This is a genomic window from Kribbella jiaozuonensis, from assembly GCF_005233875.1.
In the GTDB taxonomy this organism is placed as follows: domain Bacteria; phylum Actinomycetota; class Actinomycetes; order Propionibacteriales; family Kribbellaceae; genus Kribbella; species Kribbella jiaozuonensis.
This window is the reverse complement of the sequence record NZ_SZPZ01000004.1, coordinates 1,169,401-1,189,788: the sequence shown is the minus strand read 5'-3', so window position 1 is coordinate 1,189,788 and position 20,388 is coordinate 1,169,401. Positions and strand designations below refer to the sequence as shown.

Sequence of the window (20,388 nt, the reverse complement as noted above, 5' to 3'; positions counted from 1 at the left end):
TTCCCGGCGTCTCGGGATCGCGGTCCCGGTCGGACCGGGGAACCGCCCGAGCCGCAGGGAGCGCATCCCCAGGCCCGCACCCCGCCCGGCGAGCGACGGTTGGGCAGTCGGAAACACCTGATGAGGGGGTACTGAGATGAACAAGTTCGGGTTGGTTCTGCTCGGACTGCTGGGCGTGGCGGATCTGTCCACGCCGCTGACGACGGACGGGGATCACCCGCCGATGAGCATCGCGATCGGTTCGGCCGTGATCGGGCTGCTCAGCCTGGTGCTGGTGGGACTCGCGTGGCGCGGGAAGCGGTGGGCGCTCGCTCCGCTGATCACTCTGCGGATCGCGTCCGCGCTGCTGGCGGTGCCGGCATTCTTCGCCTCCGACGTACCTGCAGCTGCGGTTGTCGCGGCCGGTGTCGGAGTCGGGGCGACGATCGTCGGTGTAGTAGCGGTGCTGCTGCCGCGGCGTGAGTTGGCAGGTGCGCGATGACGCAGACAATCACGCCGGCGACGCACGCAGACATCCGCCCGCTGTGGCGATGGTCGGCCGCACTGATCCTGCCGATCGGGCCGGCAGCGTTGGCTCTGCTCCGCTACTTCCTGCCGTACAACACGACTGACGACGTACCGACGATCGTCAACAAGATCGTCGGCAATCTCGATCGCAGTTCGTTCGTGCTGTGGCTCGGCTACATCGCGTTCCTGACGCTCGTGCCCGGCGTGTACTTCGTCGGCCGGCTGACGCGTCGCAGTACGCCGTGGCTGACCGCGGTCGCGGTGGTCCTGATGGTCGCGGGGTACCTGTCCCTGCCGTGGACGGCGTCGAGTGACGTGTTCACCTGGTCCGCGGGTACGGCGGGACTCGACCCGGCGTCGATCGCGAAGGCCGCCGACATCACGCACGGCTCGATGAACCTGGCCGGCTTCGTGTTCGTGATCGGACACGTCCTCGGCACGATCCTGCTCGGCATCGCGATGTGGCGCTCACACGTCGGTCCGCGCTGGGCCGCGGTCGCGGTGATGGTCTCGCAGCCGATCCACTTCGTGGCCGCGGTCGTCGTCAGCAGTCACACGCTCGACCTGATCGGCTGGGGCCTCGAGGCCGCCGGATTCGCCGCGGTGGGGTGGGCGATCCTCCGGATGCGCGACAACGAGTGGCAACCACTTCCATGAGACCTGCCCGGCGCTACGCTCGGGCGTACTGATAGGGGGAGATCAGCATGACCGAAACCGAAGTGCCGGGCGGGACGGGGTTCGTCACCGAGCGCGGCAGTTTCAAGGCCGCGCACGTGGCCGAGCAGAACGTCGACCGCCAGGCGTTCATCCTGGACCAGATGGCGGCCCGGCCCGCCGTACGCTCGTTGAAATCGTGGGCACTCGACCAGCTCGCACCAACGGCCGGCGAGACCGCAGTCGACGTCGGCTCGGGCACCGGCGAGGACGTCGTCGCACTCCACGAGCTGGGCGCCCGAGCGATCGGGGTAGAGCCCAGCCCCGGCCTGCGAGCCGAGGCGGTACGACGGGCAGCAGGCGCCGACGTCGAGTACGTCGACGGCCACGCCGAGGCGCTGCCCTTCGAGGACGAGTCGGTCGACGTACTGCGCTCCGAGCGAGTCCTGCAGCACGTCGACGATCCCGCCGTGGTCGTGCAGGAGATGACGCGAGTACTGCGGCCCGGCGGCCGGATCGCGCTGATCGACACCGACTGGGGTACGGCGATCATCCACCCGGCCGATCCCGACGTACTGCAGCGGATGGTCGACTACTTCCTCCGCGAATCCGCGAACCCGTACTCCGGCCGCCAACTGCGCGGACTGCTCGCCGACGCAGGCCTCGAGATCACCGGCGAGACCGCCGCGACGTGGCTCGAACCGCAGGCCGGCGCGCGGCAAGGATTCGTCGGCATGATGCATCTGACCTCGTTGCAGGCTGGCGTGATCACACCGGAAGAGGCCGAAGCGTTCGCGAAGACTCTCGGCGAAGCAGCCGATCGTGGCGCCTTCCACATGTCGCTGACGATGCACGCCGTCAGCGCGATCAAACCCCGTGCTGTTTGAAGAACGTGACCGTCCTCGCCATCGAGGTCGGCCAGGCCGGGCCGAACGCGTGCTCCTCACCGGGATAGGTGTAGAGCGTCGCGTTCTTCCCGGCCGCCTTCAGCGCGGCGACGCTCTCACGCGACCAGGCGATCGGGCAGGTCGAGTCGGACTCGCCGTGATGGACCAGGACCGGTTCGGTCACCCGGTCGAAGAAGTTCACCGCGGACAGGTTCCGCCAGAACGTCGGATTGCGTGACGGTTCGCCGTACCGGCGCAGGAGTTGGGCGGCGAGCGGGCGCTCCGGTCGGGTCCAGCGGTTGAAGTTGTCGGCGGCGTCCGAGCTCACCGGCGCGAACACGACGGCGGCTTTCACCAACCCTGGTTGGGCGACGAGCGTGTTGTACGTGACGCCGCCGCCCATCGATCGCCCGAGCATGCCGATCCGCGCGGGATCGACGGACGGCGAGGTCTTCAGCGCGAGGACCGCGTTGATGGCGTCCTCGGTGTAGCCGAGGCGGAGGGTGAGCTCGGCGTTCGGGTCCTTCGAGGACTCCGCGTGGTTGCGGTAGTCGGTGTGCAGGACGACGTACCCACGACGCGCGAGGTAGTCCTGCTCGCGCATGAGGCCGCGGCCGTTCGTGTAGACGGCGGGATCGATGTAGCCGTGGTTCAGGACGAGCGCCGGATGATGGCCCGGGGTCGCCGGGACGTTCATGATGCCGGAGATCGTCAATGAACCGCTGCGGTAGGTGACGTGGTAGCGGGTGTACGCCGAGTTGCGGGCGAGCACCCGGTCCAACTTCAATGCGCCGCCGTTGTACTTCTTGGCCATCAACGCTTGCAAGGAAACCGGATTGGGCCGAGGCGTTGAGGGCGGGGGAGTGGAGACGGATGACGTGGTGGGCGTCGGGGAGGTCGCGGTCGAAGGCGGCGCAGGGGGTACCGCGTCGTCGGTGGTGCAGCCGATCGCGGTCGTCGTCACGAACGCGACGACTCCCGCCCACGCCATCCGGCTCATACCGTCAAGTCTGCCGTGGCCTTCGGTGAAGTCCGCGAAAGTTCCGGCAACGATTGGGGCCGCCACTGGACGATGAGTACGGCGGACAGCACCAGCGCGCCGCCGATCCACTGCGTCGCGCTGAGCTTCTCGCCGAACACCAGAGCCGCCGAGGCGACCGTCACGACCGGCTCGAAGATCGACAGGATCGACGCGACCGACGGACCGACCCGCGCCATCCCCGCGAAGAACAGCAGGATCGCGGCGACCGTACTGATCAACGCCACCGCCGCCAGCCACAGCCACCCCACCGGCGCGAAGCCCAGGTCGACTCCCCGGAAGAGCCCGAGGACCAGAAAGGTGCCGAAGGCCCCGGTGCACACCAGCGCGGTCAACGCCAGCGGCGGTACGTCGGCCGTCAGCGAATCGCCCACCAGGATGTACCCGGTGTAAACGATTGGTGCTCCCAACGCCAGCAGCACACCCACCACATCGAACCGGCCGGCCAGCGCGCCGCTCAGCACCAATCCGATCCCGACCAGCGCGATCGCCAACGCCCACACCCGTCGGCGCGATGCCCGCTCCCGCCGCAGCGCGATCGCGGCGGCCATCACCAGGATCGGGTACAGGTACAGGATCAACGCGACCAGCGACGCGTCCATCCGGGCGAGCGCAGAGAAGTAGAGCCCGGACTGGGCGGCGTAGCCGAACACACCCATGCCCAACCCGGTCAGCACAGCCCGTCGCGGCAGATTGCGCAGTGAACCGCGAGCGAGCGCAACGATCAGCAACAGCCCGCCGGCGAGGCCGAAACGGACGAGCAACAGCGCATCGACCGAAACGCCCGCGTCGTACGCGAGCTTGCCGAACACGGCCATGACTCCGAAGGCGGCGGCGGAAAGAAGGCAGAAAAGGCGTCCCACGACATCGATGGTCGGACGAGTGGACCGTTCACGTCCATCGCGGCTTCACGGACAGCATTGTGAAGCTAAGCTGAACGAATGATGGATCTGCATCGGCTGCGCCTGTTGCGCGAGGTCCACGGCCGCGGCACGGTCCACGGCGCGGCCCGCGCGCTCGGGTACTCGCCCAGCGCGATCTCCCAGCAATTGGCCGTCCTGGAGCGCGAGGCCGGTACGCCGTTACTCGAACGCGTCGGCCGCAACGTCAGGCTCACCGCCGCGGGCCAGGTCCTGGTCCGGCACGCGACCACGCTCCTCGACGGCGTCGAGGCGGCCGAGGCGGAGCTGGCCGCAGTCGCCGCGGGTCGAGTCGCCGGCGTGGTCCGGATCGGGGCGTTCCAGTCCGCGTTCATCCGCGTCGTCGCGCCGGCCATTCGCAGCCTCGCGGAGGCACACCCCGACATCCGCGTCGAGGCCGCCGAGCTCGAGGTCGAGCAGGCCGCGCCCGCGCTTCGTCTGCAGCAGTTGGACGTGATGGTCGGCGACGAGTACGACGGCCAGCCGCGCGCCGTACACACGGATCTCCTGCGCGAACATCTGCTTCGCGAACACATCCGCGTCGTACTGCCGGAGGACCATCCGTCGGCCGCGGCCGATCGGGTCCCGATCGCTGACCTCGCCGACCTGCCTTGGGCGGCGTGCCAACTAGGGACCGGGCATCGCGAGATGCACGTCCGCGTGTGCCGCGAGCTCGGTGGGTTCGAGCCCGATCTCCGCTACAGCTCCGACGACTTCCTGATCCTGCTCGAACTCGTCCGTACGACGGGCGCCGGCGCGTTGCTGCCGGATCTGGTGATCGGCCAGGGTGCGCCCGGTGTCGCCGTACGACTGCCGGCCGAAGGAGCTGTCGGACGAGCCGTCTTCCTGCTGACCCGTCGTACCAGAACCCCTGCGGTAGCAGCGGTTGCGGATGCGCTGACCGAGGCGGCTAGTCGAGCCACGCCAGACTGGTGAGGGTGTCCGTCGTCGGCTTGTACTCGCAGGCCGCGACGCCCTGATAGCCGGCCGCCTTCAACGCGTCGAGCGTCGCCGCGATCGGCAGCGACCCGGAGCCGGGCTCGCCGCGGCCAGGGCTGTCGGCGAGTTGGACGTGCGCGACCGGGACCGAAGCCGCGGTCGCAAGGAGGTCGACGCCGTTGCTGCCGAGGTGGAACGTGTCGAACAGCAGCGACAGATTGTCGGCGTCCACGCCACGAATGACCGCCAGCACGTCGTCGGCGGTGAGCAGCGGATAGCGACCGTTCAATCCCTCGGTCAGCGGCTCGATCAACACCGTCCCGCCCAGCGCGCCGACACCCGCGGCCGCGGAGCGGATCGCGTCCAATGCCGTCTTGGCCTGCTCGTCCGGCAACCAGCGATCATCGAGCTGCCCGTAGAGCAGGTTGAACAACCGGCATCCGGTCCTTTCGGCGATCCCGACCATCGCCGAAACGTTGGCCGCGAGCTCCTCCTGCCGATCCGGGTGCGACGCGACCCCACGCTCGCCGCCCGCGATGTCCCCGCCGTAGAAGTTCAACGCACCCAACGTCACCCCGGCGCCTCGCACCGTCCGCACGAAGTCGTCGATCTCGGCCGCCGACGGATCCGGTACGGCGAACGGCCACCACGACTCCACGACCCGGAATCCGGCCTGTGCGGCCGCCGCGAATCGCTCCGGATACGGCAGCTCGGTGAACAGCATCGACACGTTCGCGCTCAGCTCGTGGCCGCGATACTCCATCGTGCGAGGCTAACACCAGCTCTTGCCAGGCGTGCATTCTTGTCTAACAATCTTCTCTCATGGACAACTGGGCTCGGACCGCCACCCGCTGGGCTCAGATCACCCTGGCCGAGGACGATCCCGCACACTTCGACGCGGCCTTCTGGCTGCAGCTGATGCGCGACAGCAAGTCGAACGCGACCTGCATCAGCGCCGGCGGGTACGTCGCCTACTACCCGACGCAGCTCGAGTACCACTACCGCAGCAAGTTCCTCGCCGACACCGACCCCTTCGGCACGCTCGTCGAGGGCGCCCGCAGTCTCGGTATGACCGTCATGGCCCGGGTCGACCCGCACGCGATCCACGCCGACGCGGCCGAGGCGCACCCCGAATGGCTGGCCCGCGACCGCGGCGGCAACCCGATCGAGCACTGGGCGTACCCGGGCGTCTGGCTGACGTGCGCGTTCACGCCGCACCACCGAGAGTTCCTCACCGAGGTGATCCGCGAGATCGTCCGCGAGTACGACGTGGATGCGGTCTTCGCGAACCGGTGGGAGGGGTACGGCGGGATCTCGTACAGCGAGGGCGCCCGCAAGTCGTTCCGCGACGAGTGCGGTCTGGAGTTGCCGCTCGAGGAGCACGGCGACGGCTGGCCGGAGTACGTCAGTTGGCGGCATCGGCGACTGGGTGAACTGGTCGGGATCTGGGATCAAGCGGTCCGGGATCTCCGGCCGCACGCGCGGTTCGTGCCGAACCTGGGCGCACTCGCGGCGCGCGATCTCGCCGGTGACCTGGCCGAGCCAGTGTCGCCGTTGTTCATCGTCGACAAACAAGGCCGGCACGGGATCGAGGCGCCATGGGGTGCGGGCCGGGCCGGCAAGCGGAATCGTGGGGTGTATCCGGATCGGCCGGTGCAGCTGATCACCTCGGTCGGGCCGGAGCACCAGTACCGCTGGAAGGACTCGGTCGCGCCGGTCGAGGAGACGAAGACGTGGATCGTCGACGGGTTCGCGCAGGGTGCGCTGCCGTGGTTCACGAAGTTCAACGCGACCATCCAGGACGATCGCTGGGTCGAGCCGGTTGTCGAGGCTTTCAACCTGCACGCGACGGTCGAGCCGGTCCTGCGTGATCTGCGGATCACCGCTGAGATCGCGTTGCTCGACAGCGGCGGCAACGATCACGAGGACGGGTTCTACCAGGCGCTGGTCGAGGCGCGGCTCCCGTTCGAGTTCGTCTCCGACAAGGTCATGTCGCTGGAACGCCTGCGCGCGTTCAAGGTCGTCGTACTCGCGAACGCCGAGCGGTTGAGCGACGAGCAGTGCGCGGTACTGCGTTCGTACGTCGAGGGCGGCGGGTCGCTGGTCGCGGCGTACCAGAGCTCGCTGTACGACGAGAACGGGTCCAAGCGGACCGACTTCGGGCTGGGGGACGTGCTCGGGATCGGCCTGGCGGAGCCGAGTCGCCGCGTGCAGAACAACTACATCGCGCTGATGGATGCGCATCCGTTGAACGCAGGCTTCGACGGTGCGACGCGAATCATTGGCGGGACCCACATCATCGGGGTGGCAAGCGAGGAGGCGGCGCCGTTCCGGTTCATCCCGGACTTCCCGGATCTGCCGATGGAGGAGGTCTATCAGCGGGAGGCTCCGGACAAGCCCGCGGTGGTTTGCACGGAGAACGCTGCCGGTGGCCGGACGGTGTATTTCCCGTTCAATATCGGCGCGATCTTCTGGGAGGCGCTGCAATCCGATCATGGGCTGCTGATCGCGAATGCCGTCTCCTGGGCACTCGGGAAGACGCCGGACGTGACCGTACAAGGCGCGGGGTTGGTGGATATCGCCGTCTACACAGGTGCTTCCGGTACGGCGGTTGCCTTGGTCAACCTTTCGAACCCGATGGCGATGCGCGGACCGATCCGGGAGACGTTGCCGTTACCGCCGCAGTCCGTGTCGATCGCCGTACCCACGGATCGGGTGAAGGTACGGCTGCTCGTCGCCGGGGTCGACGTCGTACCGAACGTGGTCGACGGACGGGTGGAGATCGTGATCCCGACGGCGGGACTGCTCGAAGTCGTGCACGTTGATTGGAGTGAGGCATGAGGATCGGGTTCGTCGGCCTTGGCGTGATGGGTCGTCCGATGGTCGACAATTTGATTGCTGCGGGCCACGAGCTGTCGGTCTACCGCGGCCGGACCGAGGTCGACGCGTACGTGTGCAGTTCGGCGAAGGAGGTGGCCGAGCGGTCCGAGGTCGTGATCCTGATGGTGCCGGACACGCCCGACGTCGAGTCGGTTCTGTTCGCGCCGGCCGGGGTGGCCGAGGGACTGCAGGCGGGTTCGCTGGTGATCGACATGAGCTCGATCTCGCCGACCGCGACGATCGGGTTCGCCGAGCTGATCGAGAAGCTCGGCTGCGAGTACCTCGACGCGCCGGTGTCCGGTGGCGAGCTCGGCGCGCGGAGCGGGACGCTGACGATCATGGTCGGCGGACGGCCCGAGGTGTTCGAACGGGCGCAGCCGCTCTTCGACGTGCTCGGGCAGAACATCACGCTGATCGGCGGCCCTGGTGCGGGGCAGACCGCGAAGGTCGCGAACCAGATCATCGTCGGGCTGACCATCGAAGCGGTGGCCGAGGGGTTGCTGTTCGCGGAGCGGGCGGGGGCGGATCCGGCGGTGGTCCGGCAGGCGCTGATGGGTGGGTTCGCTAGTTCGCGGATCCTCGAGGTGCACGGCGAGCGGATGATCGCGGAGACCTTCGAGCCCGGCTTCCGGATCCGCCTGCACCGTAAGGATCTCGGGCTCGCGATCCAGGCCGCGGCGGAGCTCGATCTTGCCCTGCCCAACACCGCGGCCACGCAGCAGTTGATGAGCGCGGCGATCGCGGACGGGGACGGGGAACTGGACCACTCGGCGCTCTATCGGACATTGCGCCGGGACAAGATCTGAGGATATGAGCTGATGATTGTTGTCGTTGGCAAAGAATCACCGGCGTACGTCGAAGCGGCCGGGGGCACGCGGATCCGGTTCGTCGACTCGCTCGACGACGCCGCGGACGTCTTCGGCGAGATGGAGGCGGTGGTCGCGCATGTGTCGCCGGACGTGCTGGCGAAGGCGCCGAAGCTGCGCTGGGTGCACAGCCCGTCGGCCGGCGTGGACTCCGACCTGACGCCGCAGATGCGTGCGTCGTCGGTCGTCCTGACGTCGAGCGCCGGGAACGGCGGGATCCCGCTGGCCGAGCACTCGATGTTGCTGATGCTCATGCTGAGCCGCGACGTACCGCGGTGGATGCGGGCGCAGGCCGAGCACCGCTGGGACCACTACCGGCACGCCGAGCTCGTCGGGCGCACGGTCGGCATCTACGGTCTCGGCAACTCGGGCCTCGACCTTGCGCAGAAGGCGAAGGCGTTCCACATGCGGACGCTCGGCGTACGGCGTCGCCCGGACCAGCCGTCGCCGTACGTCGATGAGCTGTGCGACCTCGATCAGTTGCTGGCCGAATCCGACTTCGTGGTCGTGACCGTACCGCGGACGCCGACGACCGCCGGGGTGTTCGACCGGGACGCGTTCGCGCGGATGAAGTCGTCGGCGTACTTCATCTGCATCTCGCGCGGCGGGATCGCGGACGACGACGCGTTGCTGGAGGCGTTGCGGACGGGGCAGATCGCCGGTGCCGGTCTGGATGCGCACGGCGTGGAGCCGTTGCCGCCGGAGAGCCCGTTCTGGTCGCTGCCGAACGTCATCGTCACGCCGCACAACGGCGCCACCAGCGACGGCAATCTTCGCCGCTCGCGGGAGATCGTTGCCGAGAACATCCGCCGGTTCGTCGCGGGCGAGCCGTTGCACAACATCGTTGACAAGGTTGCGGGTTACTAAGGTGGTCTGATGGTTCATCTCGAGCTCGGGCCGTCCTCGCTGACCGACGCACTCTACGAGTCGATCCGCAAGCGCATCGTGAACGGCGAGATCCCGCAGGGGGAGAAGCTCACCGAGGTCCGGCTGGCCACGGAGTACAACGTGGCCAGGCCGACCGCCAAGGCTGCGCTCGAGCGGCTCACGGCGCTCGGGCTGCTGCGGCGGACGGCGCACAAGACCGCGGTCGTCCCGGTGCTCGACGAGGCCGAGATCCGGGATCTGTTCTTCAGCCGGATCACGATCGAGAAGGCGGCAGTGTCCGCGCTCGCCGCGACCGGTGAGGTGCCGGCCGACGCGGCGCGGGCCCAGGTCGCGATCGAGTACGCCGCGCGCGACCGCCTGTTCGAGAACCAGGTCGACGCGGACATCATGTTCCATACGGCCCTGGTTGCCGCGGTCGGAAGTCGACGGCTCATGCGCATGCACGAGCTGATCATCGGCGAGGTGCAGCTTTCGATGGGCCAGTACAAGGCCCACCGGAAGGTCGAGCCGTCGACGGTCGCCTCCGAGCATGCCGCCGTACTGGAAGCCATCGCGGCCGGCGACGCGGCCGCGGCCGCCGGCCACCTGGCACACCACCTCGAGCAAGCTGAAGCTCGTCTTCTCAGCACGCTGCCTCAGACGAGGTCGTGACGAAGCAACACAGTCCGGTTGTCGAACGATCGAGTGTCCGCCAGGCGGCGACTGCGGCGCTCGGTCGGCTGGTAGACGGGCTTGCCGCCGCCGAGGATCACCGGGTGCACGATCACGTGGTACTCGTCGAGCAACCCGAGCTCGGTCAGCGCGGCGGCGACGCTCGCGCTGCCGGTGAGCAGGATGTCCTTGCCCGGCTCCTCCTTGATCGCGCGGATCTCCTCGGCCTTCCGGACGATCCGGGTGTCCCAGTCGGCGCTCTCCAGGGTCGTCGAGAGCACGACCTTCGGAGTACTGCGCCAGACCGGTGCGAACTGGATCGCGTGCTCGTCCGGGTTCATCGACTCGGCGTTCGGCCAGTACGACGACATCATGGTCCAGACCGTCCGCCCGTACAGGAACAGGTCGGCGCGCTCGGTCAGGCTCATCGAGTAGTCGCCCAGCTCCGGCCCGAGCTCGGCCCAGTCGAACTCGCCGTTCGGGCCTTCGATGAAGCCGTCGAGCGACTGGTGCACGTAGTACATGATCTTCCGCATGATGTCCTCCGGGTGTTGGTTTACCTCCTGGTCGGAACCGGCTGCTCGGCTTTGACAATGGGATTGACGAAACCGATCCGGCTTGGGAAGGTCGTGGGTGAACGGGCGGGGTCTGGGGGAGGGCCGGGTGCCCGTCGGGGGTTCAGTCGCTCTCTGGGGAGAGAATTTTCGCGCTGCTCCCGGCGGTGATGACCGGTCTGCGCGGTGGCGTATGTGTGGTGCATACGCGCGCCGATCTGCGACAGGCGACAGTTCGGGGAGCGGACATGAGTGCGATAGAGGACCTGCGGGAAAACACCAGAGGACAGGTCTTCACAGCAGGTGACGACGGGTACGACGCGGCGCGCCGCGTCAACAACTGGATGCATGACAAGCGGCCGCAGGTGATCGTCCGGTGTGAGAACGCCGGCGACGTGATGACGGCCATCGACTACGCCCGTACCGAGAATCTGGAACTTTCGGTGCGCGGCGGCGGACACAGCGTGCCGGGGTTCGGCACGGTCGATGACGGTGTCGTCATCGACCTGAGCGGGATGCGCAACGTACGCGTCGATCCGGTGAACCGGACCGCGCGAGCCGGCGGGGGTGCGACGTGGGGCGACTTCAACGCGGCGACGCACGCGTTCGGGCTGGCGACGACAGGCGGCATCATCTCGACCACCGGCGTCGGCGGACTGACGCTCGGCGGCGGGATCGGGTACCTGGCCCGCGGGCTCGGGTTGTCCTGCGACAACCTGATCTCGGCCGACGTGGTGACCGCGGACGGGAAGTTCCTGATCGCGAGCGAGAAGGAGAACGACGACCTGTTCTGGGCGCTGCGGGGTGGTGGCGGCAACTTCGGTGTCGTGACCGCGCTCGAGTTCCGGTTGGCGCCGGTGTCGATGATCTATGGCGGCCCGATGTTCTTCGAGATGTCCGATGCGGCCGCCGTACTCACGGGGTTCCGGGAGCTGATCAAGGACGCGCCGGAGCAGTTGGGCGGGTTCCCGGCGTTCCAGATCGCGCCGCCGCTGCCGTTCATCCCGGAGAACCGGCACGGTGAGCCGTTCGCCGCGATCGTCGGCTGCTGGGCCGGCGACCTCGAGGAGGGCGAATCGCAGATCTCGAAGTTCCGCGAGTTCGCGCCGGTGATGGCCGAGCATGTCGGACCGATGCCGTACCCGGCACTGAACGGTGCGTTCGACGCGCTGGTGCCGCCCGGCCTGCAGCACTACTGGAAGGCGAACTTCGTCACCGAGCTGACCGACGAGGCGATCCAGGCGCACCTGCGGCACGCGCCCGGTCTCCCCGCGGTGAACTCGACCGTGCACATCTACCCGATCAACGGCGCCTGCCACCGGGTCACACCGGACGGGACCGCGTTCGCCTATCGCGACGCGAACTTCGCCACGGTGATCGCCGGCATGTGGCCGGACCCGGCGCAGAACGAGGCCGGGATCGAATGGGTGCGCTCGTACTACGACGACGTGGCGCCGCACTCCGAGGCCGGCGGGTACATCAACTTCATGGCCGAGGACGACCAGGGGCGGATCCGGGAGAACTACCGGCAGAACTACGACCGGCTGGTCGAGGTCAAGCGCAAGTACGACCCGGCCAACGTGTTCCATCTCAACCAGAACATCGCGCCCTAGGCAACTGAACGGGGTGCGGCCGTCGTCGGCCGCACCCCGATAGTTGTCTCAGAGGGTCAGGAGGCGCTGGAAGAAGGCGCGGTAGCGCTGGAGCGCCGAGCGCAGGTCCTCGGTCGACGGCTCGCCGCCGGACCACTGCTGCTCGAGGCCCTGGTGCTGGCGCTCGAAGCTGTCCGACAGGTTCTTCAGTACGTCGTCGACCAGCGTGTCGGCTTCGGTGACGGCCTTCCGCGGGTCGTCGACGAACCCTTGCTGGATGACCTCCCAGCGGGCGCGGTAGTCGACCACCGATTCCTCGGCCACCAACGGCTCGTCGGCCGCCGGCGTCGCCGTCATACCGCTGTCCGCACGATCCGCCACGCGGTCATCAGCGACGCGGTCATCAGCCACACGCTCATCAGCCACGCGGTCATCAGCCACGCGCTCATCAGCCACGCGGTCGTCGGCCACCCGGTCGTCCATCACGCGGTCGTCGGCCAGGCGGTCATCAGCCACCCGGTCGTCGGCGAGGCGGTCGTCTTCGGGCACGCGGTCGTTCAGGGCGGAGTTGTTGGCGGCGGAGTCGAGGTCGGTGTCGTAGCGGCGGTCGTCTGACGTGGTCATGCTTGCTCCTCAGCGCTGGTCGGTCGGGTGTGGCGGTCCGTGCTGTCGTGCAGCAAAGCGTCGACCAGTTGGCCGTAGGCGGTGACCGCCTGGCGCAGGTCTTCGGTGCCCGCCTCACCCCGGGAATCGGCGACGGCGACCCGGTGTGCGTCGCGGTAGTGCGCCGCCACCTCCGGGTGCTCGACCGAGATGTCGTTGACCCGCTGGTCGAACTCGTCCACCGGGTAGCCGGACTCGCGCATCATCCGCAGGACAAGGCGATCGGCGTCCGCGACCGCACCGGCCGGACGATCGACGAAGCTCTGCCGTACCTCGGCCCACTCCGCCTCATAAGCGCTCGCGGATCCAGGGCTCAGCGGCGTGATGTCGAGCTTCGACACGCGCCGTTCCCGGCTGCGCAGTTCACGTTCCGCGCCGCGCCGGTCACCCGACTCCTCGACAGTGCGCTCGTACTCCGGGCCGAACCGCTGTTGCAGTTCACCCGAACGTCTGCGCTGATACATGAACAACAGCGCCACCGCCGCGAGTACCACGACGACGATGATCACGATGGTCAGGACGGTACCCATCAGAACTCCAGTGCGATTGGCTGAACGGGCCCGCGACCGCGCATGGCGCAGCGATCGCAGAGACCCCCGGGCAGACGGTCCCCAGCGCCGCCTCACATCCCCCCGTGCACCGTCCGGTACCCAGGCCATGCGCAAACAAGCGTCCGGCCCGCACACCTTTGTCGAGGTGTGCGGGCCGGAAGGAACGCCGGGTCAGGCCTTCGGCCCGAGCTTGTGGACGACGATGCCGGACTTGAATGTCGTCGTACCGAGCAGTTCGAGGTGGGTGAGGTCGATGTTGTCGCCGCGGAACATGTTCGCGCCGTCGGCCACCACCGGGAAGATCCAGAAGTGGTACTCGTCGACGAGCTTGTTCTCCAGCAGCGTCTTCGAGAACGACCCGGTCCCGTACTTGATCAGGTCGCCGCCGTCCTCCTCCTTGAGCCGGCGGACTGCCTCGGCCACGTCACCCTCGAGCGGCTGGGCGTTCCACTTCCACTCGGTCAGCGTGCGAGTCGCGACGTACTTCGGCATCGCGTTGAAGTGGTCGGTGAACGGGTCCCCGCCGCGCTGCATCCACGCGTCGGCGAAGCCTTCGTACGTGACGCGGCCGAGCACCTGGGCGTCGACGCCCTCCATCAGGCCTTGCGAGTACGCCGCGTGCTCGTCGTCCCAGTACGGCGGGCTCCAGCGCTGCGGCTTCTCGATGACGCCGTTGAGCGTGATGAACGTGGATTCGATCAGCTTCCTCATGGGTCTGTCCCTTTCAGTGTTTGTACGGACGCCGCGTGCGGGCGTCCTGGAGTGCTTCGGCCCACCAGACGAGCTGGTCGAGCATGAGTTTGGCTTGTGCCTCGTAACCGGCGGCAGGCTTGGGCCAGCCGCCGTCGGCGGTGAACTGCTCCCAGTAGCAGGGCAGTGAGACGGTGTTGCGAATCGTGACGGCCTGGAGTTCGGTAAAGACCTGCCGCAGCTGAGCAGTGGCGTAGCAGCCGCCGCTCTCCCGGCCGTAGCTGATGATCGCGACGGGCTTGGCGTGCCACTCCTCGTAGTACCAGTCCAGTGCGGTCTTCAGTGACGCCGGGAAGCTGCAGTTGATCTCCGGAGTGACGACGGCGAACGCATCCGCCGCAGCCAGCCTCGGAGCCAGTACGGCGACCTGTGCCGGCGTCTCGTCGTCGGTGTCCGGCAGGGTCGTCGGGAGGTCCGCGGCCTTGAGGTCGAGGAGGTCGACCTCGAACTGCTTGGCTGCTTGCTGCGCCAGCCAGTGCGCCACGGTCGGTCCGAACCGGCCACTCCGGGTGCTGCCGATGATCACTGCCAGTCGCATTTCCTGCCTCCTTCCGTCTGGTGAAGACTCTGCCGGAAGGCGTTTACGGTTTCTTTCCGGTTCTTTCAGCCGGGCCGGAATAGGGTGCCCTCATGCGTTTCGGGGTGCTCGGACCGGTGACGGCGTGGACGGACGCGGGGGAGCCCGTGGTCGTCCAGGGCCTCAAGGTGCGTGCACTGCTGGCTGACCTGCTTGTCCATGAGGGTCGCCCGGTGCCGGCGGACCGCCTCATCGACGACCTGTGGGGCTCCAACGTGCCCGGCAACCCGGCCGGGACGCTGTCCGCGAAGGTGTCCCAGCTGCGACGGGCTTTCGAGGACGCGGAGCCCGGCAGCCGCTCGCTGGTGCAGTCCGGCCCGGCCGGCTACTCGTTGTCGGTGTCCGACGCCAACTGCGACGCACTGCGTTTCGGCGAGCTCGTGGCCGCAAATTCGCTCGATGAAGCGCTGGCGTTGTGGCGTGGTCCGGCGTACGCCGATTTTGCGGACAACGCGTTCGTCGAGACCGCCGTGGCTCGGCTGACGGATCTCCGACTGACTGTGCTCGAACAGGCAGATCTGCCGGTCGTGGATCTCGCAGCCCTCGTCAAGGAGCACCCGCTGCGCGAAGGCTTGCGGGCCGCGCACATGAAGGCTCTCTATCGTGCCGGCCGTCAGAGTGAGGCACTGGACAGCTATGCAGAGCTGCGCGACCTGCTGCTCGATGAGCTCGGTCTGGATCCCAGCCCTGAGCTGGTCGCCCTCCACCAGTCGATCCTCACGCAAGACCTGCCGCATGCGCGCAACAACCTGCCGGCCGCGCTCAGCGAGCTGATCGGTCGCGATGACGCTCTCGCCGACGTTGACGCCGGTCTGGCGAAATCTCGCCTCGTCACGCTGACGGGGCCCGGGGGAGTGGGGAAGACCCGGCTGGCCCTCGCTGCAGCGGCTGCCACGGCAGACCGGTTCGCTGACGGCGTCGTGCTGGTCGAGCTGGCTGCGATCACACCTGATGCGTTGTCGGTCGCGAACTCGCTCACTGACGCCGTACAGGCCGCGCTGGATCTCCGTGACACCGGTGGCTCGTCTGCGGTCGACAGACTGGCCGCAGTGATGGGTTCGCGGTTGCTGGTCCTGGACAACTGCGAGCAGGTGATCGAGGACGTTGCCGCGTTGACGGATCGGTTGCTGGCGGCTGCCCCTGGGCTCCGCGTGCTGGCAACGAGCCGCGAGCCGCTCGGGCTGGCTGGTGAGGTCGTGTGGAGCGTTCCCCCGTTGGAGGTGCCGCTGCCTTCGCTCCGCCCACAGGAGGCTAGCGCGTGTAGTGCGGTGCAGCTCTTCGTGACTCGTGCTGCTGCAGCGTCACGTGGCTTTGCGCTGACCGACGAGACCGTGGCTGATGTTGCAGTGCTGTGCCGGCGGCTGGACGGGATCCCGTTGGCGTTGGAGCTCGCCGCAACGCGGGTGCGTGCGTTGGGCGTACGTGGTCTCGTTGCGCGGCTGGATGACCGGTTCAGGTTGCTGGCGACGGGTCATCGGGGCGCTGCGCCGCGACAGCAGACTCTGCACGCGATGATCGACTGGAGCTGGGAGCTGCTCGCTCCGGAAGAGCAGTCCGTCCTGCGGCGCCTCGCAGTACACGCAGATGGCTGTACTGCGGAGGCGGCGGCTGCTGTGTGTGGTGAGGACGACGTACTGGATGTGCTGGTGCGGTTGGTCGACAGGTCGCTCGTCGTACCAGTGGAGGGGACTCGCTTCCGGTTGCTCGAGTCGGTCGCGGCGTACTGCGTCGACAAGCTGCGAGCTGCTGGTGAGCTGGAGTCTGCACATCAGCGGCATTTGTCGTACTACGTGTCGTTGGCCGAGGCTGCGCGGCCGGGACTGTTCGGTGGTGAGCAGAGTCGGTGGCTGCAGCTGCTGGACGAGGACTCCGCCAACTTCCGGACCGCACTGGATCGAGCTGTGGCCACAGGTCAGCTGGACCTGGCTGAGCGGCTGGTCGATGCGCTGGCCTGGTACTGGTTCCTGCGTGGGCGTCACCTTGAGGCCATGCGGTCTCTGGAGGCTGTGCCGGGCTCTGCTCGGGCTGGGGCGTGGCGGGCCGGGTACATGTACTTGCTCGGCCACCCTGACGCCCCTGCGGAGCGGGACCGCTGGGTGGATGGTGCAGACGCGATGGGGCTGTGGTGGATCGCCAATGCTGCCAGTGACGCCGGAGACCTTCCGACGTGCGAGGCGATGCTGGACCGGGCGCTGAAGCGATTCGACTCCGACGAGGACCAGTGGGGTGTCGCGGCCGTGCTGGCTGCGCGGGCGAAGCATGCGCATGTGCGGGCGGACCTGCCGGCCCTCTACGACAGCGCGTGCGAGAGCATCACGATCTTCCGAGCGCTGGGGGATCGGTGGGGTGTGCTGCAGGCGACAGGCTGGTTCGGAGCGCACGCTGAGCTTGTCGGTGAGTTCGACGAGGCGGAGCGGCTCCATCTCGAAGGCGTGCAGGCCGCGGAGGAGCTCGGACTATGGCCGGAGGTCGCCAGCGCGTTGGGCATGCTCGGCTGGACGTCGATCCGGCAGGCGCGCTACGAGTCGGCGCGGACGTACGGCGAGCGCGCGCTGCGGCTGGCGACCGAACAGGGGCAGCGCTCGACGCAGGCGTTGGCAGAGCTCGTGCTCGGCTTCGCGGCCCGTCGTACGGGCGCATTGGACGAGGCCTCGGAGCGGTTGCAGGCGTTGATCGATGCCGCGCGTCTGCAGAAGGAGTCGGTCCTGTATCTGTCGATCGTGTTGGAGGAGTTGGGGTTCGTCCGGGAGCTCCAGGGCCGGCTCGAGGACGCGCTGGCGCTGCACATGGAAGCGTTCCAGGTGTCGGTGGACTTCGACTCGCTGCGCGGGATGTGCTGGGCGCTGGAGGGGATTGCCGCGTGCCACCCGGACAAGACCCTGGCAGCTGTGTTGCTGGGCTCTGCGGCCGCAACGCGGGCGTCGGAGAACTACCTGATGGCCGCGACCGAGACCGAGGACCTCGATCGGGCGGTCGCCGCCGCTGGTGTGCTGGGCGAGGCGGCGTACGAGGCGGCGTACGCGCGGGGTGCTGCGCTGAGTCCTGTGCAAGCCTTCGAGCTGCTCGTCCGCCAGTAGATGTTCTGTAGTTGAGATTATTTGCCTGCCGAAGTAGTTTTGCTCCCGAGCCAACTTCGACAGGTGAAGGTGAACCATGGACTACGGCCACGAGCTGGTCTTCGGCACGTTCCTGACCCCGGCGGTCGACACCCCGGACCGCGTGATCGCGCTGGCCCAGCTGACCGAACAGGTCGGACTCGATCTGGTCAGCTTCCAGGACCACCCGTACCAGCCGCGCCTGATGGACGCCTGGACCTTGCTGTCGGTCGTGGCGGCTCAGACGCAGCGCATCAAGGTGACCACCAACGTCGCCAATCTCCCGCTGCGGCACCCGGTCGTCCTTGCGCGCAGTGTCGCGACGCTCGACCTGATCACCGGTGGGCGGGTGGAGCTCGGGCTGGGCGCCGGCGGATTCCTGGATGCGGTCGCGGCGAACGGTGGGCCGCGGCTGACGACCGGGCAGAGCATCACTGCGCTGGAGGAGGCCATCGCGATCATCCGCGAGGTCTGGACACCCGCTGGCGGTGGCATCCGGTTGGCCGGCAAGCACTACACAGTTGCCGGTGCCAAGCGAGGTCCGGAGCCGGCGCATGACGTGTCGATCTGGCTGGGTGCGTACAAGCCGCGGATGCTTGCGGTGACCGGGCGGCTCGCGGACGGGTGGCTGCCGAGCAGCGGGTACGCCGGTCCGGAGCAGCTGGCGGCCATGAACAAGCTGATCGACGAGGCGGCGCTGGAGGCCGGACGGGATCCGTCTGAGGTACGGCGGTTGTACAACATCTCCGGCCGCTTCAACGGCAACGGCGGGTTCCTGCAAGGCCCGGAGCACCTGTGGATCGACCAGCTCACGGGGCTGACGCTGGAGGAGGGTATGAGCACATACATCCTCGCGTCAGACAACCCTGACGACATCCGCCGCTTCGCCGAAGTCGCGGCAGGTGTTCGCGAGGCGGTTGAGGCTGCTCGTCGTACGCCGGTCGACACGGCCGTGGAGACTGCTGCTCCTGTGGCTGTCTCTGGCCAGCCTGGTTTCGGGGTTGTTCCGACACCACCTCCAGCGGTGAAGCGGAGCTCGGTGCAGCTGTTGGACGAGTCGGTGCGGCCGACCGGGCCGGCGCTGGATCCGGCGCGGACCTACACGCCGTACCAGCTGCAGTCGGGGCAGCATCTGATCGACGTACACGACCATCTGCGGGCCGAGCTCGAGCAGGTACGCGATCTGGTCGAGCAGGTCGCCGCGGGCACGATGGGCGTCGGTGCGGCGCGTTCGGCGATCAACACGATGACGATGCGGCAGAACAACTGGACCCTCGGCACGTACTGCGAGTCCTACTGCCGGCTCGTTACCACGCACCACTCGATCGAGGACGCCTCACTCTTCCCGCATCTGCGCCGGGCCGACCCGGAGCTCGTGCCGGTCGTCGACCGGTTGCAGGAGGAGCACAAGATCATCCACGACGTCCTCGAAGGAGTCGACAAGGCTCTCGTCGCTCTGGTTGACGGATCAGGCAGCATCGACGGGTTGCGTGCCGCCGTCGACCTGCTCGACGACACGCTCCTGTCGCACCTCTCGTACGAGGAGCGCGAGCTGGTCGAGCCGCTCGCGCGACTCGGGGTGTTCTAACTACTTCGCTTCACCCAGCAGCGAGGCGAGGATGTCGAGCAGTCGCAGCGTCGGCACCTCGCCGAGCAGGCGGGCTGCGCTCGTGGACGGCTCAGCGATCAGGCGGACCTGGAGCAGCTTGAAGTCGCGGACGTTGGCCGGGTTGACCAGGTCGTCGCGGACGGCGGACAGGAACTCGGAGCCGGCCGACGCCGTGCCGTACGTCATCCGGATGAAGCTGTCGGTCACGGGGAAGAGGTACGGCCGCTTGAGGTGCAGCAGCTTCGACTTCTTGGCGTGCCCGAACCCGCGGTGGCCGGTGAACTTGTCGTCCAGCGCCATCGCCGCCTCGAACAGGTCGCTACCCCGCTCCGCGTCCTCCAGCCGCGCGTCGACCGGGATCGCGGCGAACTCCTTCTCCGCCTCGACCTCGAGCAGCCACGGGATGTCGAGCGCGCGCAGATCGCTGCCGATCACCATCGTCCGGCCCAGGTCCTCGAACGTGACCTGGTTCGGGTCGGAGCCACCGACGGTGGTCATCCCCGGCAGCCCGTCGTAGTACTGCAGCACGGCGCCGTTCGTCTCGGCGTACAGCCGCAGCTGCGCGATCGCCTCGTCGACGACGATCTTCCGGGTACCGATGTTCATGAGCCACACCCTCACACTTGTGGTGGCAGACCCGCCAGCGGGCGGACCATCATTCGAACGTTCCTCACACACTGTTTCCGCAGATCGTAGCGACTCCACGGCCCCCCGCACGCCACTCCCACTTCCCGTTCTCCACAACCCGTAACCATCCGGCCCCGCA

General features: G+C 67.9%; 20 protein-coding genes. 11 read left to right on the top strand and 9 right to left on the bottom strand.

Annotated elements, in window-relative coordinates; all coding sequences use genetic code 11:
* Positions 1-136 precede the first annotated feature (136 nt).
* From FDA38_RS31660 to FDA38_RS31650, 3 genes are read left to right on the top strand one after another with little or no spacing between them, the layout of a single operon-like run.
* Complete coding sequence (locus FDA38_RS31660; RefSeq protein WP_137257753.1) at positions 137-481, top strand: hypothetical protein; 345 nt, start codon at positions 137-139, stop codon at positions 479-481.
* Positions 478-1,164, top strand: coding sequence for a hypothetical protein (locus tag FDA38_RS31655; RefSeq protein ID WP_137257752.1), 687 nt, complete (start codon positions 478-480; stop codon positions 1,162-1,164). The genes FDA38_RS31660 and FDA38_RS31655 overlap by 4 nt, the downstream gene beginning before the upstream one ends.
* 47 nt (positions 1,165-1,211) lie before the next feature.
* On the top strand, positions 1,212-2,048 hold the full coding sequence (locus FDA38_RS31650) for a methyltransferase domain-containing protein (protein WP_137257751.1): 837 nt from the start codon (positions 1,212-1,214) through the stop codon (positions 2,046-2,048).
* Here FDA38_RS31650 and FDA38_RS31645 read toward each other — a convergent pair.
* Both FDA38_RS31645 and FDA38_RS31640 read right to left on the bottom strand, forming a co-directional pair.
* Positions 2,029-3,048 (bottom strand): alpha/beta hydrolase family protein, encoded by a 1,020-nt coding sequence (locus FDA38_RS31645; RefSeq protein WP_233715035.1) that lies wholly within the window; start codon positions 3,046-3,048, stop codon positions 2,029-2,031. The two genes, FDA38_RS31650 and FDA38_RS31645, sit on opposite strands and share 20 nt — an antisense overlap.
* On the bottom strand, positions 3,045-3,950 hold the full coding sequence (locus tag FDA38_RS31640; RefSeq protein ID WP_137257750.1) for a DMT family transporter: 906 nt from the start codon (positions 3,948-3,950) through the stop codon (positions 3,045-3,047). Before FDA38_RS31640 ends, FDA38_RS31645 begins: the two co-directional genes overlap by 4 nt.
* Positions 3,951-4,028: 78 nt before the next feature.
* Here FDA38_RS31640 and FDA38_RS31635 point away from each other — a divergent pair, with 78 nt between their 5' ends.
* Complete coding sequence (locus tag FDA38_RS31635; RefSeq protein ID WP_137257749.1) at positions 4,029-4,943, top strand: LysR family transcriptional regulator; 915 nt, start codon at positions 4,029-4,031, stop codon at positions 4,941-4,943.
* Here the strand turns inward: FDA38_RS31635 and FDA38_RS31630 are convergent.
* Positions 4,918-5,709, bottom strand: coding sequence for a hydroxypyruvate isomerase family protein (locus FDA38_RS31630; protein WP_137257748.1), 792 nt, complete (start codon positions 5,707-5,709; stop codon positions 4,918-4,920). The genes FDA38_RS31635 and FDA38_RS31630 overlap by 26 nt on opposite strands.
* 59 nt (positions 5,710-5,768) lie before the next feature.
* On the opposite strand from FDA38_RS31630, the gene FDA38_RS31625 reads away from it, so the two are divergent.
* Genes FDA38_RS31625 through FDA38_RS31610 form a run of 4 tightly spaced genes read left to right on the top strand, consistent with a single transcriptional unit; the run spans position 5,769 to position 10,231 of the window.
* On the top strand, positions 5,769-7,787 hold the full coding sequence (locus tag FDA38_RS31625; protein ID WP_137257747.1) for an alpha-amylase family protein: 2,019 nt from the start codon (positions 5,769-5,771) through the stop codon (positions 7,785-7,787).
* Positions 7,784-8,632: a 2-hydroxy-3-oxopropionate reductase gene (locus FDA38_RS31620; RefSeq protein ID WP_137257746.1), complete on the top strand. Its 849-nt coding sequence runs from the start codon at positions 7,784-7,786 to the stop codon at positions 8,630-8,632. Before FDA38_RS31625 ends, FDA38_RS31620 begins: the two co-directional genes overlap by 4 nt.
* 12 nt (positions 8,633-8,644) lie before the next feature.
* The gene (locus FDA38_RS31615; protein WP_137257745.1) at positions 8,645-9,559 is read left to right on the top strand and encodes a D-2-hydroxyacid dehydrogenase; all 915 of its coding nucleotides are present in this window, start codon (positions 8,645-8,647) and stop codon (positions 9,557-9,559) included.
* A 9-nt stretch (positions 9,560-9,568) separates the two neighbouring features.
* Positions 9,569-10,231, top strand: coding sequence for a GntR family transcriptional regulator (locus FDA38_RS31610; RefSeq protein ID WP_137257744.1), 663 nt, complete (start codon positions 9,569-9,571; stop codon positions 10,229-10,231).
* Here the strand turns inward: FDA38_RS31610 and FDA38_RS31605 are convergent.
* Complete coding sequence (locus tag FDA38_RS31605) at positions 10,216-10,767, bottom strand: dihydrofolate reductase family protein (protein WP_137257743.1); 552 nt, start codon at positions 10,765-10,767, stop codon at positions 10,216-10,218. The two genes, FDA38_RS31610 and FDA38_RS31605, sit on opposite strands and share 16 nt — an antisense overlap.
* Positions 10,768-11,033: 266 nt before the next feature.
* Here FDA38_RS31605 and FDA38_RS31600 point away from each other — a divergent pair, with 266 nt between their 5' ends.
* Entirely contained in the window at positions 11,034-12,398 is a 1,365-nt protein-coding gene (locus FDA38_RS31600) for an FAD-binding oxidoreductase (RefSeq protein ID WP_137257742.1), read from the top strand.
* A gap of 48 nt (positions 12,399-12,446) precedes the next feature.
* On the opposite strand, the gene FDA38_RS31595 is transcribed toward FDA38_RS31600, so the two are convergent.
* From FDA38_RS31595 to FDA38_RS31580, 4 genes are all read right to left on the bottom strand, one after another.
* Positions 12,447-13,001 (bottom strand): hypothetical protein, encoded by a 555-nt coding sequence (locus FDA38_RS31595; protein WP_137257741.1) that lies wholly within the window; start codon positions 12,999-13,001, stop codon positions 12,447-12,449.
* On the bottom strand, positions 12,998-13,570 hold the full coding sequence (locus FDA38_RS31590) for a hypothetical protein (protein ID WP_137257740.1): 573 nt from the start codon (positions 13,568-13,570) through the stop codon (positions 12,998-13,000). The genes FDA38_RS31595 and FDA38_RS31590 overlap by 4 nt, the downstream gene beginning before the upstream one ends.
* Positions 13,571-13,762: 192 nt before the next feature.
* On the bottom strand, positions 13,763-14,302 hold the full coding sequence (locus FDA38_RS31585; RefSeq protein ID WP_137257739.1) for a dihydrofolate reductase family protein: 540 nt from the start codon (positions 14,300-14,302) through the stop codon (positions 13,763-13,765).
* 13 nt (positions 14,303-14,315) lie between these two features.
* Positions 14,316-14,879 (bottom strand): NADPH-dependent FMN reductase, encoded by a 564-nt coding sequence (locus FDA38_RS31580; RefSeq protein ID WP_137257738.1) that lies wholly within the window; start codon positions 14,877-14,879, stop codon positions 14,316-14,318.
* Between the two features lie 92 nt (positions 14,880-14,971).
* Here FDA38_RS31580 and FDA38_RS31575 point away from each other — a divergent pair, with 92 nt between their 5' ends.
* Positions 14,972-17,995, top strand: coding sequence for a BTAD domain-containing putative transcriptional regulator (locus tag FDA38_RS31575; protein WP_137257737.1), 3,024 nt, complete (start codon positions 14,972-14,974; stop codon positions 17,993-17,995).
* A gap of 76 nt (positions 17,996-18,071) precedes the next feature.
* The gene (locus FDA38_RS31570) at positions 18,072-19,601 is read left to right on the top strand and encodes an LLM class flavin-dependent oxidoreductase (RefSeq protein ID WP_137257736.1); all 1,530 of its coding nucleotides are present in this window, start codon (positions 18,072-18,074) and stop codon (positions 19,599-19,601) included.
* Here the strand turns inward: FDA38_RS31570 and FDA38_RS31565 are convergent, their stop codons facing one another.
* Positions 19,602-20,228, bottom strand: a complete 627-nt coding sequence (locus FDA38_RS31565; RefSeq protein ID WP_137257735.1) for a DUF6308 family protein — start codon at positions 20,226-20,228, stop codon at positions 19,602-19,604. It lies immediately after the preceding gene.
* Positions 20,229-20,388 lie beyond the last annotated feature (160 nt).

What these genes read in the sequence shown, in the direction of transcription:
- FDA38_RS31605 (WP_137257743.1), bottom strand. Translation starts at nt 10,767, where the DNA reads ATGCGGAAGATCATGTACTACGTGCACCAGTCGCTCGACGGCTTCATC.
- FDA38_RS31595 (WP_137257741.1), bottom strand. Translation starts at nt 13,001, where the DNA reads ATGACCACGTCAGACGACCGCCGCTACGACACCGACCTCGACTCCGCC.
- FDA38_RS31655 (WP_137257752.1), top strand. Translation starts at nt 478, where the DNA reads ATGACGCAGACAATCACGCCGGCGACGCACGCAGACATCCGCCCGCTG.
- FDA38_RS31575 (WP_137257737.1), top strand. Translation starts at nt 14,972, where the DNA reads ATGCGTTTCGGGGTGCTCGGACCGGTGACGGCGTGGACGGACGCGGGG.
- FDA38_RS31660 (WP_137257753.1), top strand. Translation starts at nt 137, where the DNA reads ATGAACAAGTTCGGGTTGGTTCTGCTCGGACTGCTGGGCGTGGCGGAT.
- FDA38_RS31600 (WP_137257742.1), top strand. Translation starts at nt 11,034, where the DNA reads ATGAGTGCGATAGAGGACCTGCGGGAAAACACCAGAGGACAGGTCTTC.
- FDA38_RS31645 (WP_233715035.1), bottom strand. Translation starts at nt 3,048, where the DNA reads ATGAGCCGGATGGCGTGGGCGGGAGTCGTCGCGTTCGTGACGACGACC.
- FDA38_RS31615 (WP_137257745.1), top strand. Translation starts at nt 8,645, where the DNA reads ATGATTGTTGTCGTTGGCAAAGAATCACCGGCGTACGTCGAAGCGGCC.
- FDA38_RS31570 (WP_137257736.1), top strand. Translation starts at nt 18,072, where the DNA reads ATGGACTACGGCCACGAGCTGGTCTTCGGCACGTTCCTGACCCCGGCG.
- FDA38_RS31585 (WP_137257739.1), bottom strand. Translation starts at nt 14,302, where the DNA reads ATGAGGAAGCTGATCGAATCCACGTTCATCACGCTCAACGGCGTCATC.
- FDA38_RS31580 (WP_137257738.1), bottom strand. Translation starts at nt 14,879, where the DNA reads ATGCGACTGGCAGTGATCATCGGCAGCACCCGGAGTGGCCGGTTCGGA.
- FDA38_RS31650 (WP_137257751.1), top strand. Translation starts at nt 1,212, where the DNA reads ATGACCGAAACCGAAGTGCCGGGCGGGACGGGGTTCGTCACCGAGCGC.
- FDA38_RS31635 (WP_137257749.1), top strand. Translation starts at nt 4,029, where the DNA reads ATGATGGATCTGCATCGGCTGCGCCTGTTGCGCGAGGTCCACGGCCGC.
- FDA38_RS31565 (WP_137257735.1), bottom strand. Translation starts at nt 20,228, where the DNA reads ATGAACATCGGTACCCGGAAGATCGTCGTCGACGAGGCGATCGCGCAG.
- FDA38_RS31620 (WP_137257746.1), top strand. Translation starts at nt 7,784, where the DNA reads ATGAGGATCGGGTTCGTCGGCCTTGGCGTGATGGGTCGTCCGATGGTC.
- FDA38_RS31625 (WP_137257747.1), top strand. Translation starts at nt 5,769, where the DNA reads ATGGACAACTGGGCTCGGACCGCCACCCGCTGGGCTCAGATCACCCTG.
- FDA38_RS31610 (WP_137257744.1), top strand. Translation starts at nt 9,569, where the DNA reads ATGGTTCATCTCGAGCTCGGGCCGTCCTCGCTGACCGACGCACTCTAC.
- FDA38_RS31590 (WP_137257740.1), bottom strand. Translation starts at nt 13,570, where the DNA reads ATGGGTACCGTCCTGACCATCGTGATCATCGTCGTCGTGGTACTCGCG.
- FDA38_RS31630 (WP_137257748.1), bottom strand. Translation starts at nt 5,709, where the DNA reads ATGGAGTATCGCGGCCACGAGCTGAGCGCGAACGTGTCGATGCTGTTC.